We start from the raw sequence: 13390 nt of genomic DNA on the forward strand, positions 1-13390 counted from the left end.
AGCAACTGGCCGCGCTGGAAAGCCGCCAGCGTATCGCCAGCCGCGCCGCCAACGGCACCGCAGGGCGCGAGGCCGACCATGCCCTGGCCCTGGCGGAACAGACGCGTGACCTGGCCGCGCTGATGCAGCAACTGGGCCGCGACGGGCAGATGCGCGATGTTCTGGCCGGGCTGCCCGGCCCGCTGCAACGCCCCGATCGGCCCGGTGCCGTGCTGATGGTCGAAGATGTCGACCCGCTGCTGCGCACCAGCAGCACGCTGATGTGGATCATGCCCGTATCCGGGCGGGTGGTCTCGGGCTTTGGCGAGGCGGGACAGACCGGGCCGAGCCAGGGACTGACCATCGCGCCGGTGCCTTCAGCCCAGATCGTGGCCCCGGCCGCCGGGCGCGTGGCCTTTGCCGGTTCCTATCGCGGCTATGGCCAGATCGTGATCGTCGAGCATGCCGGCGGCTGGACTTCGCTGATCACCGGCCTGGGGCGGATCGATGCGGCCGTGGGCGATCGCGTGGTGCAGGGTTCACCGCTGGGCATTGCCGCCCCGGCCAGCCCGGTGGTGAGCGTGGAACTGCGCAAGGACGGCATGCCGGTCAACCCCTTGGCGGCCTTGCGCAATTGATCGCTCGCTGCGGCCCGCGCGGCCTGTAACACGTCGCCCACGCACAAACGGGAATCGGGTGCGCTCCATCTGGCATTCAGGCTTGCGGGGCTATACAAGCGGGCGGTCCGGCCCGCGCCGCGGCGCTTGGTTCTTTATCGAAGGTTCGATTGCAAACATGGCAAAACCGCTTGCTTCCCTGCTGCGTGCAACGGCCCTGGTCACGGCCGTAGCGGTTCTGCCCGTGGCCACGGCCGGCCTGGCAGCGGTGGATTCCCGCACCGCGCCGCAGTTCCAGAAGCTCGAGATGATCTATGCCAAAATCAAGGAGAACTATGTCGAGCCGGTGAACGACGATACGCTGATCAAGGGCGCGATCGACGGCATGCTGGCCACGCTCGATCCGCACAGCGCCTATCTGGAAGCGCGCGATTTCGAAAACCTGCGCACCCAGACCGAAGGCGCCTATGGCGGCCTGGGCCTGTCGGTCACGCTCGATGATGGCGCGGTCAAAGTGATCGCCCCGATGAAGGGCACGCCGGGCGACCTCGGCGGGATCAAGGCCGGCGACTATATCACCCACCTCGATGGCAAGCTGATCTATGGCGGCTCGCTTGACGATGCGGTGGACCAGATGCGCGGTGCACCGGGCACCAAGATCAAGCTTACCGTCTATCGCCCCGGCCGCGACGAGCCGCTGGACTTCACGCTGACCCGCGAGGTGATCAAGCTGCGTCCGGTGGAATGGAAGGTGAAGGACAACATCGGCGTCATCGCCGTGTCGAGCTTCAGCGAGAACGTCGGCAGCGAAGTGGCCCAGGCGGTCCAGTCGATTCGCGCCCAGTTGGGCAACAACCTGGCGGGCATCGTGCTCGATCTGCGCGGCAATCCGGGCGGCCTGCTCAATGAAGCGGTCTCGCTGTCGGACGATTTCCTCGACAAGGGCACGATCGTGTCGCAGCGCGGGCGCGATCCGCAGGACAACGATATCTATTCCGCCCATCCCGGCGATGTGGCGCGCGGCCTGCCGATGATCGTGCTGATCGACGAAGGCTCGGCCTCGGCATCGGAAATCGTGGCAGGCGCGATGCAGGACCAGCACCGCGCGCTGATCATGGGCCAGCGCAGCTTTGGCAAGGGCAGCGTGCAGACGCTGATCCCGCTGGGCAAGGATTCCGCGCTCAAGCTGACCACCGCGCGCTATTACACGCCATCGGGCCGTTCGGTGCAGGAAGGCGGGATCGAGCCGGATATCACCGTGCCGCAGATTTCCGATCCCGACCTGCGCAAGCGCGCGCTGCGGTCCTATCGCGAAAGCGACCTGCGCCGTCACCTGATCAACGAGATCAAGGAAGACAAGGATCTGGAAAAGGACAAGATCGACGATCCGCGCTTCAAGATGACGCCCGAGGAGTTGAAGGCCAAGGGCATCGACGATTTCCAGCTCTATTATGCCGTCCAGACGCTCAAGCGCACCGCGCCCGGCGCGCTGGCTGCGCTGCGCAAGCGCTGATCCGGCCAGGAACCGCGCCATCATGACGATCGACCGCCGCTTTTCCGATGATCTTGCCCTGGCCCATGGCCTGGCCCTGGGCGTGCCGCTGGTCGCCATGGCCACGGCACTGGTGGCCCAATACGGTTTCGGCCTGCCGCCGTGCGAGATGTGCTGGTGGCAACGCTATGGCCACCTGGCGGCGATCGCGCTCGCTATCCTCGCGCTGTTGCGCCGTGGCCGCCCCGAGGCGCGCTGGCTGGTCCTGCTGGCCGCACTCGGCATCCTGTCGAGCGGCCTGATCGGCGCCTTTCACGCCGGGGTGGAATACCACTGGTGGGAAGGCCTCACCACCTGCTCGTCCAGCCATATCGAGGGCGATCCGCTGGCCGCGATCATGGCCGCGCCCCTGGTGCGCTGCGACACCCCGGCCTGGACGCTGATGGGCGTGAGCATGGCCGGTTTCAATTTCCTGTTTTCCACTCCGGCCGCGCTGGCAATCCTGGGATTGCTGGCCAAGGGCCGCGGCAAGGGAGCCTGAAGCGATGTCCCGCCCCGATATTGGTCATCCCGATACTTCCCGCATGATCCGCGTGGACCAGGCCGGCGAATTTGGCGCCACCCGCATCTATGCCGGCCAACTGGCGGTGATGGGCGATCGCGGCCCGGATTCGGCCGAGATCGTCGAAATGGCCCGGCAGGAGGAAGACCACCGCGCCAAGTTCGACGCGATGATCGCCGAGCGCGGCGTGCGCCCCACGGCGCTGCAGCCGGTGTGGTCGGTCGCGGGCTTTGCCCTGGGCGCTGCCACCGCGCTGCTCGGCCCCAAGGCAGCGATGGCCTGCACCGCCGCGATTGAGACCGAGATCGACCGCCACTATACCGAACAGTTGGAAGAACTGGGCGACAGCGATCCCGAACTGGCCGACACCATCCGCCAGTTCCGCGATGATGAACGCGCCCATCGCGATGCCGCGCTGGCCGCTGGCGCCGAACAGACCCCGGCCTATCCGCTGCTGTCCAACGCCATTCGCCTGGGCTGCCGCGCGGCGATCAAGCTATCGGAACGGATCTGACGGAAAGCTGGTGAAAATCCGCGCCTTGCCCGGTGATGGCACAGGCGCCGGAGACCTTTTCACCGGTCTGCGCGTTGCCCCTTCATCTATCATTCACCGCCCCGTCAGCTTATGATGGGGCGACATGGGGGCGGCCCGCCCGCCTTTCCACGCGCTGGAGACGAACCGACAATGCGCCTTGCTGCCCACCCCCTGCGCCTGCTGGCCCCGGCCCTGCTGCTGTTTCCCGCGGTCATGCTGGGCGCCACCCCGGCCCAGGCCGCCCGCGCCCGCACCGCGGTGCCCAATGCCCAGCCGGCCGACGATGGCCCCGAGCAGGGCGACGAAAAGGTCAACCAGCTGATCATCTATGGCGATGACCCCTGCCCGGTTTCAACGGCCGAGCAGATCACCGTCTGCGCCCGCAAGGACGAGGCAGAACGCTTCCGCATTCCTGCCCCGCTGCGCGACAATCCCAACGATCCCAAGAACCAGACCTGGACCGACCGGGTTAAGGCCTATGAAACCGTGGGCGCGGCCGGGATCAATTCCTGTTCGCCGGTCGGCTCGGGCGGGGCCACCGGCTGCACCGCGCGCCTGATCCACGATGCCTATGCCGAAAAGAAGCAGAGCAGCGACGTGCAGTTCGGCAAGCTGATCGAGCAGGAACGCGAGCGCCGCCTGTCGACGATCGACAAGGACGCGGCCGAGGAACAGGCCCGCGTCGAAACGCTGGAAAAGGAATACGAGGCGCGCCTCGCCCGCGAACGCGATGGCACGCCCGCCCCCAGCACGGCGGCCCCCACTACCCCGGCACAGTCGACACCGCAGCAGAATTGAGCCCATTTTCATGCCAATGGTGCTTGCGCGGCTCTAGGGATTCGCTAACCTAGGCTGTGCAAGACAGTTTTGTCTCTCCTCCCTCTCGGCTGAAACCGATGGAGCAGTTCCATGACGATCGAAGAACGCAACGCTGAAATTCTCCGTCTGCTTTCGGCACGCACGAAAGCCAACACCATCTCCCGTGCGGCTGCGCGCAAGGCATTGATCGCCGATGGCATCTATACTCAGAAGGGCAAGGTCCGCGCCGAATATGGCGGCGAGCCCAAGCCGAAAGATGTTGCTTGAGCCGACTTACCACGGCGTTTGTGCTGGGTTATCATGGCTGTGATGCCCGCATTGCGGAACTGGCTGTCGCCGGTGACATCGACATTCTGCAAAGCGAGCGTGCGTATGACTGGCTCGGCCCTGGCGCTTATTTCTGGGAAGCAGATCCGCTCCGCGCACGCGAATGGGCAGAGGGCAAGGTACGGAGCGGACAATATACCCGCCCTGCCGTGATCGGCGCGGTCATTGATCTTGGCGCCTGCCTGGATCTGTCCAATCGTGAAAATATCGATTTGGTAAAGGGTGCCTTTGCTTCGTTTCGCAGCGAGCAGGAAGCCGCCGGGGTGGCTCTACCTGAAAACCGAAATCCGGCCGGCATCACCGATCCCGACCGCTTGTTGCGATTTCTCGACTGCGCCGTGATCAGGCACCTTCACGCCACGATCGAGGCCGTCCCTCCACATGAACGGATCGTCGAGCCGTTCGATACGGTGCGCGGCGTCTTTTTCGAAGGCTCGCCAATCTATCCGAAGTGTGGCTTCCACGAACGAACGCATGTGCAGATCGCTGTGCGGAACAGCGAGTGCATCAAGGGTATTTTCCATGTGCGGAAAATACCCTGACACGTTTCAGCTCAGCGCGATATCGGGCGCGTCTTCCTGCTTCATGCCGACCAGGTGATAGCCCGCGTCGACATGGTGCACTTCACCGGTGACGCCGGCCGACAGGTCCGACAGGAAATAGAGGCCGGAGCCACCTACGTCCTCGATCGTGGAGTTGCGGCGCAGCGGCGCGTTCAACTCGTTCCACTTGAGGATATAGCGGAAATCGCCGATGCCGCTGGCGGCCAGGGTCTTGATCGGGCCGGCCGAGATGGCGTTGACGCGGATGCCTTGCGGGCCACAGTCGTTGGCGAGATAGCGCACGCTGGCTTCCAGCGCGGCCTTGGCCACGCCCATCACATTGTAATGCGGCACGACCTTTTCCGCACCGTAATAGGTCAGCGTGAGGATCGACCCGCCGTTGGGCATCATTTCGACCGCGCGCTTGGTCACGGCGACCAGGCTGTAGGCCGAAATGTTCATGGTCATCAGGAAGTTGTCGAGCGTGGTATCGTAATAGCGCCCGCGCAGCTGGCTCTTGTCGGAATAGCCGATCGCGTGGACGACGAAATCGATCGTGTCCCAGCGCGCCTTGAGTTCATCGAACGCCGCATCGAGCGCGGCCATGTCCGACACGTCGCAATCGATCAGGAAATCGCTGTCCAGGCTTGCCGCCAGCGGCCGCACGCGCTTGGCCAGCGCCTCGCCCTGGTACGAGAAGGCGAGTTCGGCCCCCTGTTCGTGCAACTGGCGGGCAATGCCCCAGGCCAGAGACTTGTCATTGGCGAGGCCCATGATCAGGCCGCGCTTTCCCTTCATCAATCCGGTCATGCGCCCTCGTACGCTCCTGCACCTTCGGGCCAGCATCTGTTCGGGCGTTCCATCAGGAATGGCGCTGAACGGACCTTGGCCAACCGGGTCTTCATTCTGGTTTGGTCGCGCCAGCCTGGCGAATGGCCCGCGCGCGATTATCTACCTGGCCCAGCATGTCTTGCTCCTCCGGTGTTTCGGCGAGCGCGGCATTGAGTTCGGCACCTATTACCATCCCTATGCCGACCAGCCAGAAAAAGAAAAGAGCGATCATCACCCCGGCGAGGCTGCCATAGGTCAGATCATACGAGAAAACCGAAGCGAGGAGTTTGGGCAACAGGATGGAAACGCCCAGCCACCACGAGGAGACGAACAGCGCACCGGGCCACTTGGGATAGCGATTCGAACGATAGGCGCTGGGCGTAAGCGACAGGAACAGCAGCCACAGAGCCCCGAACAGCACCAGCGTGGGCAGGAAGCGCCCGGCCGCCAGGCCATCGACCCAGGCGCCAAACTGCGGCAGGCGGGCCACGATCACTTCCTGCGCGGCGCCGATCGCCACCTGCGCCAGGATCGAGACGAGAATCAGCACGACCGAGGCAATGATCAGCCCGGTGGACATCAGGCGATAGCGCCAGAACGCATGCTCCCACTGCGTACCATAGGCGCGGCGCAGGATGTCACGGATGGTTTCGACCAGGCTGCTGACCGTCCACAGCCCGACCAGCCCGCCGATCCACAGCAGATGCCCGGTGCGCGCCTCTACGGCGGCACGCGCCACCGGTTCGATCGTGGTTGCCACCACGCGCGGTAGGGCCATCAGCACGGTGTTGATCGCGGCGGTGCGCTGGCTCGTCTCGCCGATCAGGGAAAACAGCGCCGCGCCGGTGATGAAGAACGGAAACAGCGCGATCAGCACCATGTAGGCGAAATTGCCGGCATGGATGAAACCGTCGTTGATTACCCCGGTCCACACCCGCTTGAGCAGTTCATAGGCGCGGGCACCGGGGCGCAACTCGTCGCGCACCTCGTTGAATTCTGCGCGGAGGCGGTGGTGCAGGGCGGCGCGGCGCCGCGCCTCGGGCGAAAGATCGGGCACGAGCGGCTTGGCGCCCTGCGGCACGCCGGGCACCTGATCGGCGTAATCAGGATCGATTTCGTTGTTCATCAAGTGCGTAATGCACAAAGGCGCTGCCTGGCTCCCGCCCTTGGGGCCGGCAGCGCCCGCACCAGCGGTCAGACGCCCAGGCGGGCGCGGGGATTGCGCGTATCGTGCCAGCCGGCCAGCCGCGCCTTGAGATCGGCATCATCGGCCGGCAGATCGATCTGCAAGGTCACCAGTTGGTCACCCCGCTCGCCGTCCTTGCGCGAGAATCCCTTGCCCTTGAGCCGCAGGGTGCGACCGCTGCTGCTGCCCGGCGCCACGGTGAGCATGACCGCACCATCGACGGTGGGCACCTTCACCTTGGCCCCGCCAACCGCCTCTTCCAGGGTGATCGGCAGATCGAGGCGGATGTTGTCGCCATCGCGCACGAAGAACGGATGGGGCGCGATCTCGATCGTGACCAGTGCATCGCCCGCGCCGCCCGGGCCGGGTTCGCCCTTGCCGGTCAGCCGCATCTGCTGCCCGGATTCGACGCCGGCAGGCAGCTTCAGCTCGATCGTGCTGCCCGAAGACAACGTGACCCGCTGCGCCGCGCGCGCTGCCGCTTCCACGAAAGGCACCTGCAGGCGATAGCTGACATTGGCGCCCTTTGGCGGGGGAGGCCGCCGGCCCCCGCCAAACCCGCCGAAGCCGCCGCCTGCGCTGCCACCGCCCATGCCGCCGCGCCCACCGAACAGGCCCTCGAACAGGTCCGAGAGGTCTGGCCCGTCGCCGCTTTCAAAGCCGCCATCGTGGCGAAAGCCGCCTTGCCCGCCGCGAAAACCGCCCGCGCCGCCGCCGAACCCGCCGCCAAAGGGCATGGCCGGGTTGCCATCGGCATCGATCTCGCCACGGTCGAACTTGGCCCGCTTGTCCTTGTCGGACAGCAGGTCATAGGCGCGCGTCACTTCGGCAAAGCGCTCGGACGCCTTGGGATTGTCCTTGTTGTGATCGGGGTGCAGCTCCTTGGCGAGCTTGCGATAGGCCGATTTCACGTCCTTTTCGCTCGCACTGCGCGCCACACCGAGAATGGAATAAGGGTCTGCTGCCATGGTGACCTAGCTAGGGATAGGGGCGCTTGCCCGCAAGGCTCGCTTTCAAGATGATAGCTTGGCGGTTACACGGCATTGACCCAAGTCATCGCGGGAATGGATGCATGGCTTCCATACTGCCCGCCTCCGATGCCGCAGACAGGACCATTGCCCGTGACCGAACAGACCGCCTTTGAACCGGGCCAGGACGCCATTCCCCACGGCGATCCCTTTGCCATCTTCGAAGACTGGTTCGCCGCCGCCAAGGCCAGCGAACCCAACGATCCCAATGCCATGGCCCTGGCCACGGCCACGCCCGACGGCGCGCCATCGCTGCGCATGGTGCTGCTCAAGGGCCATGGCGCCGATCTGGGACCAGCCTTCGGCGGGGCCGGCGGCTTTGTGTTCTATACCAATTTCCACAGCCGCAAGGGTGGCGAACTGGCCGCCAATCGCCAGGTCGCACTGCTGTTCCACTGGAAAAGCCTGCGCCGCCAGGTGCGCATTGAAGGGCCGGTGGTGGAAGTGAGCCCGCAGGCCGCCGATGCCTATTTCGCCAGCCGCCATCCCGAATCGCGCCTGGGCTCGGCCGCGTCGGACCAGTCGCGCGTGCTGCCCTCGCGCCAGGTCTATCTCGATCGCGTGGCCGCCTTGCGGGCGCAATATCCCGACGGGAACGTGCCCCGTCCGGCGCACTGGTCGGGCTATCGGGTAGAGCCGCGCGCCATCGAGTTCTGGCAGGACCGCGATTATCGCCTGCACGAACGACGCCGCTTCGTGGCCGATGGAAACGGCGGCTGGACCAGCAACCTGCTTTATCCGTAAAGGGGCGGGATGACCCAGACTGCCCCCGCCCCCGCCCCTGCCCCTACCCCTGGCCCCGCCACCGCCACCCACGCAGACCTCAATCGCCGCGCGGCCATGGCCAGCAGTGCGGTGGCGCTCCTGCTGCTCGGGCTCAAGGGCTGGGCGGTGGTGCAATCGGGCTCGCTCGCCATGCTGGGCAGCCTGGCCGATACCGCGCTCGATCTGGTGGCGAGCCTGGCCACGCTGCTGGGCGTGTGGATCGCGGCCATGCCCGACGATCACAACCACCGCTTCGGCCATGGCAAGGCCGAGGCACTGGCGGCGCTGTTCCAGGTCATCCTGATCTCGTTTTCGGCGCTCGGCCTCGCGTGGCGCGCGGTGACGCAGTTCCTGGCCGGCGCCCCGGCGATCGAGGCCGAATCGGGCATCGTCGTCTCGGTGATCGCGATGGGCGCAACGATCGCCCTGCTCGCCTACCAGCGCATGGTCATCGCGCGCACCGGCAGCCTGGCGATCAGCACCGACAACGTACACTACAAGTCAGACCTGCTGCTCAACCTGGCGGTGATCGCCGCGCTGGTGATCGAGCATTACCTGCATCTTGCCGGCACCGACGCGGTCTTTGCCTTTGGCATCGCGCTCTGGCTGGCGTGGGGTGCCTGGAACGCCTCGCAAGAGGCCGTCGATCAGCTGATGGACCACGAATGGCCGATCGAAAAGCGCGAGCGCTTTCTCGAAGTGGTCGCCCAGCATCCCGAACTCAAGGGCCTGCACGACCTGCGCACCCGCACCAGCGGCAACCGCGATTTCGTGCAGTTCCACGTCTGGGTCGATGGCAAGATGACCGTAGCCCAGGCCCACCGCGTGATGGACGAGATCGAGGCGCAGCTGATGGCCGAGTTTCCCGGCGTGGAAGTGCTGATCCATCCCGATCCCGAAGGCCACGTCGATGAAGCGGGTCTGGGCGCAACCGACCTGCTGGCGCCCGGTCCCAATGGCGAAAGCCCCGCCCTTGCGGTGCAGGGTGGGCCGGCCGAGGGATGACGCGCTTCTCCCCCTCCTCTTCAGAGGAGGGGGCTGGGGGGTGGGGGAAATCTGGCACGGCGTTTTTCGTAAAATCAAATGCTTGCTCTACACCTCGCACCACCCCCAACCCCCTCCTCTGAAGAGGAGGGGGCTTTTCTTTAACCATGCCGTGATATGGCGCTGGGCATGGGGCAGACATTGCATCGGGCTTGGGCTTGGCTGGCGGAGGGGCGCCGCACGGTGATCGTGCTGTTCGCGCTGGCGCTTGGCTTGCGCGCATTGGCGATTCTGGCAGCGGTGGAGCCGACATCGGACGCCGCCTGGTATTTCTCGCGCGCGGATCTGCTGGCGCGCGGATGTGGCTACCTGGGCGATTTTAGCGCACCCACGGCCTATTGGCCGCCAGGCTGGCCACTGGCGCTGAGCGTGGTTTTCAGCCACACCGGCGCTTCGATCTGGGCAGTGGGCCTGTTCAATCTGGTGCTCTCAGCGCTGGCCGGTTGGCTCACGCTCGATCTGGGGCGGCGCATCGGCGGCAGTGAGGCGGCAGGGCGGGTCGCGCTCTTGCTCTGGGCGGTCTATCCCAATGCGGTGCTCTATGTGCCGCTGGCGCTGACCGAGGTTTTCTACACCACGCTGCTGCTGACCCTGTGCTGGATCGTGGTGGCCCGAGATGGCTGGGGCTGGACGCTGCTGGCCGGGCTGGTGCTCGGCCTGGCCACGCTGGTCAAGGCGCAGAGCCTGATCGTGGCGCCGTTGCTGCTGGCCATCGTTTGGTTGCGTAGGCCATCGCCGTGGCGGCGTCCTCCCGGGGTGATTGGCCAGGGTCTGGTCATGGCGGCGGCGGCGGCGCTGGTGATTGCCCCTTGGACCCTGCGCAACCATCGCGAACTGGGCGCCTGGGTTCTGGTTTCTACCAACGGCGGTATCACGCTGCTGACCGGCAACAACGATAGCGCGCGCGGCGGCTTCACGCCCGACGATCCGGTGGTCAAGGCGCTCGATGCACGCACCGACCTGAACGAGCTGGCCTATGACCGAGAGGCGGGCAGGCTGGGAATGGACTGGATCAAGGCACACCCGGTCAGGTTCCTCACGTTGATGCCGATGAAGCTGGCACGGTTGTGGGGCCCGGATGGCGAAGGGCAATGGGCCTATGAAACTGGTTCGTGGGCCTTTGCCGCTGCGCCGCACGCTTTCTTGGCGCTGCGCCTGGCCAATCAGGCCTGGTACTGGGCGCTGCTCGCGCTGTTCGTGGCGGCTTTTCCGGTGATGATCCGCGCCCGCCGCCGCGCCGGTCTTGGCCTGGTCGACTGGTGGCTGCTGCCCTATGGCATTGCCGCCTATCCCAGCCTGATCGCCGTGGTCTTTTCCGGGCAATCGCGCTTTCACTATCCGGCCATGCCGTTCGTGTGCATCATGGCCGCCTGGCTGATCGCGCGGCTGCTGCTGGCGCGTGACAGAGCCGCCGCGCTGCGCTAAAGGCGCTGGCCATGCACCCGGCGGTTTGCCTTTGCACGCTCACTACCACCACCCCGGCTTGCCGGGGGTGGAATCGCCTGCGCGCCTGACCGGCGCCCGCGCGAAGCCACCGCCCCGGTTCGGGCGGAATGGCATCTTCCTCCCGGATCACGCGAAACCCCAGATGCCGCCCCTTTTTCCGCCGCGGCACTTGTGCCATGGCCCGCGCCATATTCCGTAAGAGAGATCCGATGTCAGACCTGCTCAAGATCACCCTGCCCGATGGCTCGCTGCGCGAAGTGGCGCCGGGCACCACGCCGGCCGATATTGCCGCCGCGATCGGCCCCGGCCTGGCCAAGGCCGCGATCGGTGCGCGCGTGAACGGCGAGCTGTTCGACATCACCCGCCCGTTCGAAGGCGACGCGCAGCTGGCACTGGTCACCGCGCGCGACGAGGCCGACGCGCTGGAACTGGTGCGGCACGACTATGCCCACGTTCTGGCCGAAGCGGTGCAGGCGCTGTTCCCCGGCACCCAGATCACCTTCGGCCCGGCCACGGACGATGGGTTCTATTACGATTTCGCGCCGGTCCGCCCGTTCACCGAGGAAGACCTGCCGGCGATCGAGGCGCAGATGCGCAAGATCATCGCCGCCGACAAGCCGCTCCGCCGCGAGGCCTGGAGCCGCGCCGACCTGATCGCCCGCTGGACCGAGCAGGGCGAAACGTTCAAGGCGCAATGGGCCGCCGAACTGCCCGAGGGCGAGGAGCTGACGGTCTACTGGTCGGGCAACGACTGGCTCGATATGTGCCGTGGCCCGCACCTGGCCTCCACCGGCAAGCTCGATCCCAATGCTTTCAAGCTGACGCGCGTGTCCGGCGCCTATTGGCGCGGCGACCAGAAGAACGCGATGCTCAGCCGCATCTATGGCACCGGCTGGCTCAACAAGAAGCAGCTCGATGCGCACCTTCACCGCCTGGAAGAAGCCGCCAAGCGCGACCACCGCAAGCTGGGCGCAGAGATGGACCTGTTCCACCTGCAGGCCGAAGCGCACGGTTCGGTGTTCTGGCACCCCAAGGGCTATCGCATCTGGCGCGAGCTGGAAGCCTATATGCGCCGCGCGATCGACGGCGCCGGCTATCGCGAGGTCAAGACCCCGCAGGTGATGGACGCGCGCCAGTGGGAGCAGTCCGGCCACTGGGGCAAGTATCGCGAAAACATGTTCGTGATCCCCGACGAGGTGCCCAACACCGATGATGAAGGCCCGGTGATCAGCGGCGAGGCCGACTGGATGGCCCTCAAGCCGATGAACTGCCCGGCGCACGTGCTGATCTTCCGCCAGGGCCTCAAGTCCTATCGCGAGCTGCCGCTGCGCCTCTATGAAAACGGCTGCTGCCACCGCAACGAGCCGCATGGCGCGCTGCACGGGCTGATGCGCGTGCGCCAGTTCACCCAGGACGACGCGCATATCTTCTGCCGCGAAGACCAGATCGTGGACGAAGTGCGCGCGTTCTGCGAACTGGCCGACCGCATCTACAAGGACTTCGGCTTTACATATTCGATCAAGCTCGCCCTGCGCCCGGAAAAGCGCTTTGGCAGCGAAGAGATGTGGGACAAGGCCGAGGCCGAACTGCGCGATGCGGTGGCCACCGCCGGCCTCGCCACGCCCGAATATGGCTGGGAAGAACTGCCCGGCGAAGGCGCGTTCTATGCGCCCAAGCTGGAATGGCACCTGACCGACGCGATCGGCCGCACCTGGCAGGTGGGCACGATCCAGTCTGACCGCGTGCTGCCCGACCGGCTCGACGCCGGCTATATTGCCGAAGATGGCGAGCGCCATCGCCCGGTCATGCTGCACCGCGCGATCTTCGGTTCGTATGAACGCTTCATCGGCATCCTGATCGAGCATTTCGCCGGCAAGCTGCCCACCTGGCTGGCGCCGACGCAGGCGGTGGTCGCCACCATCGTGTCGGATGCCGATGGTTATGCCGTGGAAGCGACCGAGGCGCTGCGCGCGGCGGGCATCCGCGTGGAGAGCGACACCCGCAACGAAAAGATCAACTACAAGGTGCGCGAGCACTCGCTGCAGAAGGTGCCGTACCTGCTGGTGGTGGGCAAGCGCGAGGCCGAGGAAGGCACCGTGGCGATCCGCCGCCTGGGCGAACAGGCACAGCAGGTGCTGCCGCTGGCCGAGGCCATCGCCCTGATCAAGCAGGATGCCCTGGCGCCCGACCTACGCGGCTGACGCGCCAGCCAGACAC

Annotated in this window: 14 protein-coding genes; 11 read left to right on the forward strand and 3 right to left on the reverse strand. The window is 66.0% G+C overall.

Features of this window, described 5'->3' with window-relative positions:
* The 7 genes from H926_RS0112985 to H926_RS0113015 form a co-directional block, all read left to right on the forward strand.
* Window positions 1-617: murein hydrolase activator EnvC (locus H926_RS0112985; RefSeq protein WP_022676692.1), on the forward strand; the 617-nt coding region annotated here is incomplete at its 5' end.
* A 157-nt stretch (window positions 618-774) separates the two neighbouring features.
* Entirely contained in the window at window positions 775-2109 is a 1335-nt protein-coding gene (locus tag H926_RS0112990) for a S41 family peptidase (RefSeq protein ID WP_043609469.1), read from the forward strand.
* A gap of 22 nt (window positions 2110-2131) precedes the next feature.
* Entirely contained in the window at window positions 2132-2629 is a 498-nt protein-coding gene (locus H926_RS0112995) for a disulfide bond formation protein B (RefSeq protein WP_022676694.1), read from the forward strand.
* 4 nt (window positions 2630-2633) lie between these two features.
* Entirely contained in the window at window positions 2634-3164 is a 531-nt protein-coding gene (locus H926_RS0113000; RefSeq protein WP_022676695.1) for a demethoxyubiquinone hydroxylase family protein, read from the forward strand.
* Window positions 3165-3335: 171 nt separating this feature from the next.
* Window positions 3336-3983 (forward strand): hypothetical protein, encoded by a 648-nt coding sequence (locus tag H926_RS0113005; protein ID WP_022676696.1) that lies wholly within the window; start codon window positions 3336-3338, stop codon window positions 3981-3983.
* A gap of 111 nt (window positions 3984-4094) precedes the next feature.
* Entirely contained in the window at window positions 4095-4271 is a 177-nt protein-coding gene (locus H926_RS33325; protein WP_022676697.1) for a hypothetical protein, read from the forward strand.
* Entirely contained in the window at window positions 4268-4873 is a 606-nt protein-coding gene (locus tag H926_RS0113015) for a hypothetical protein (protein WP_022676698.1), read from the forward strand. The genes H926_RS33325 and H926_RS0113015 overlap by 4 nt, the downstream gene beginning before the upstream one ends.
* 6 nt (window positions 4874-4879) lie before the next feature.
* On the opposite strand, the gene fabI is transcribed toward H926_RS0113015, so the two are convergent.
* From fabI to H926_RS0113030, 3 genes are all read right to left on the reverse strand, one after another.
* Window positions 4880-5683, reverse strand: coding sequence for an enoyl-ACP reductase FabI (fabI, locus tag H926_RS0113020; protein WP_022676699.1), 804 nt, complete (start codon window positions 5681-5683; stop codon window positions 4880-4882).
* A gap of 91 nt (window positions 5684-5774) precedes the next feature.
* On the reverse strand, window positions 5775-6830 hold the full coding sequence (locus H926_RS0113025) for a YihY/virulence factor BrkB family protein (RefSeq protein WP_022676700.1): 1056 nt from the start codon (window positions 6828-6830) through the stop codon (window positions 5775-5777).
* A 68-nt stretch (window positions 6831-6898) separates the two neighbouring features.
* Window positions 6899-7858, reverse strand: a complete 960-nt coding sequence (locus H926_RS0113030) for a DnaJ C-terminal domain-containing protein (protein ID WP_022676701.1) — start codon at window positions 7856-7858, stop codon at window positions 6899-6901.
* A 153-nt stretch (window positions 7859-8011) separates the two neighbouring features.
* Here H926_RS0113030 and pdxH point away from each other — a divergent pair, with 153 nt between their 5' ends.
* The 4 genes from pdxH (at window position 8012) to thrS (ending at window position 13374) form a co-directional block, all read left to right on the forward strand.
* A complete protein-coding gene (pdxH, locus tag H926_RS0113035) occupies window positions 8012-8662 on the forward strand; it encodes a pyridoxamine 5'-phosphate oxidase (RefSeq protein WP_022676702.1) in 651 nt (216 codons plus the stop codon).
* Between the two features lie 9 nt (window positions 8663-8671).
* Window positions 8672-9688, forward strand: a complete 1017-nt coding sequence (locus H926_RS0113040; protein ID WP_022676703.1) for a cation diffusion facilitator family transporter — start codon at window positions 8672-8674, stop codon at window positions 9686-9688.
* A gap of 168 nt (window positions 9689-9856) precedes the next feature.
* The gene (locus tag H926_RS0113045; RefSeq protein WP_043609477.1) at window positions 9857-11152 is read left to right on the forward strand and encodes a glycosyltransferase family 39 protein; all 1296 of its coding nucleotides are present in this window, start codon (window positions 9857-9859) and stop codon (window positions 11150-11152) included.
* 230 nt (window positions 11153-11382) lie between these two features.
* Window positions 11383-13374 carry a threonine--tRNA ligase gene (gene thrS, locus H926_RS0113050; protein WP_022676705.1) on the forward strand — a complete coding sequence of 664 codons (1992 nt, stop codon included), beginning with the start codon at window positions 11383-11385 and terminating at the stop codon, window positions 13372-13374.
* The last annotated feature ends 16 nt before the right edge of the window (window positions 13375-13390 follow it).

Source organism: Novosphingobium sp. B-7 (assembly GCF_000410615.1).
GTDB classification, from domain to species: Bacteria; Pseudomonadota; Alphaproteobacteria; order Sphingomonadales; family Sphingomonadaceae; genus Novosphingobium; species Novosphingobium capsulatum.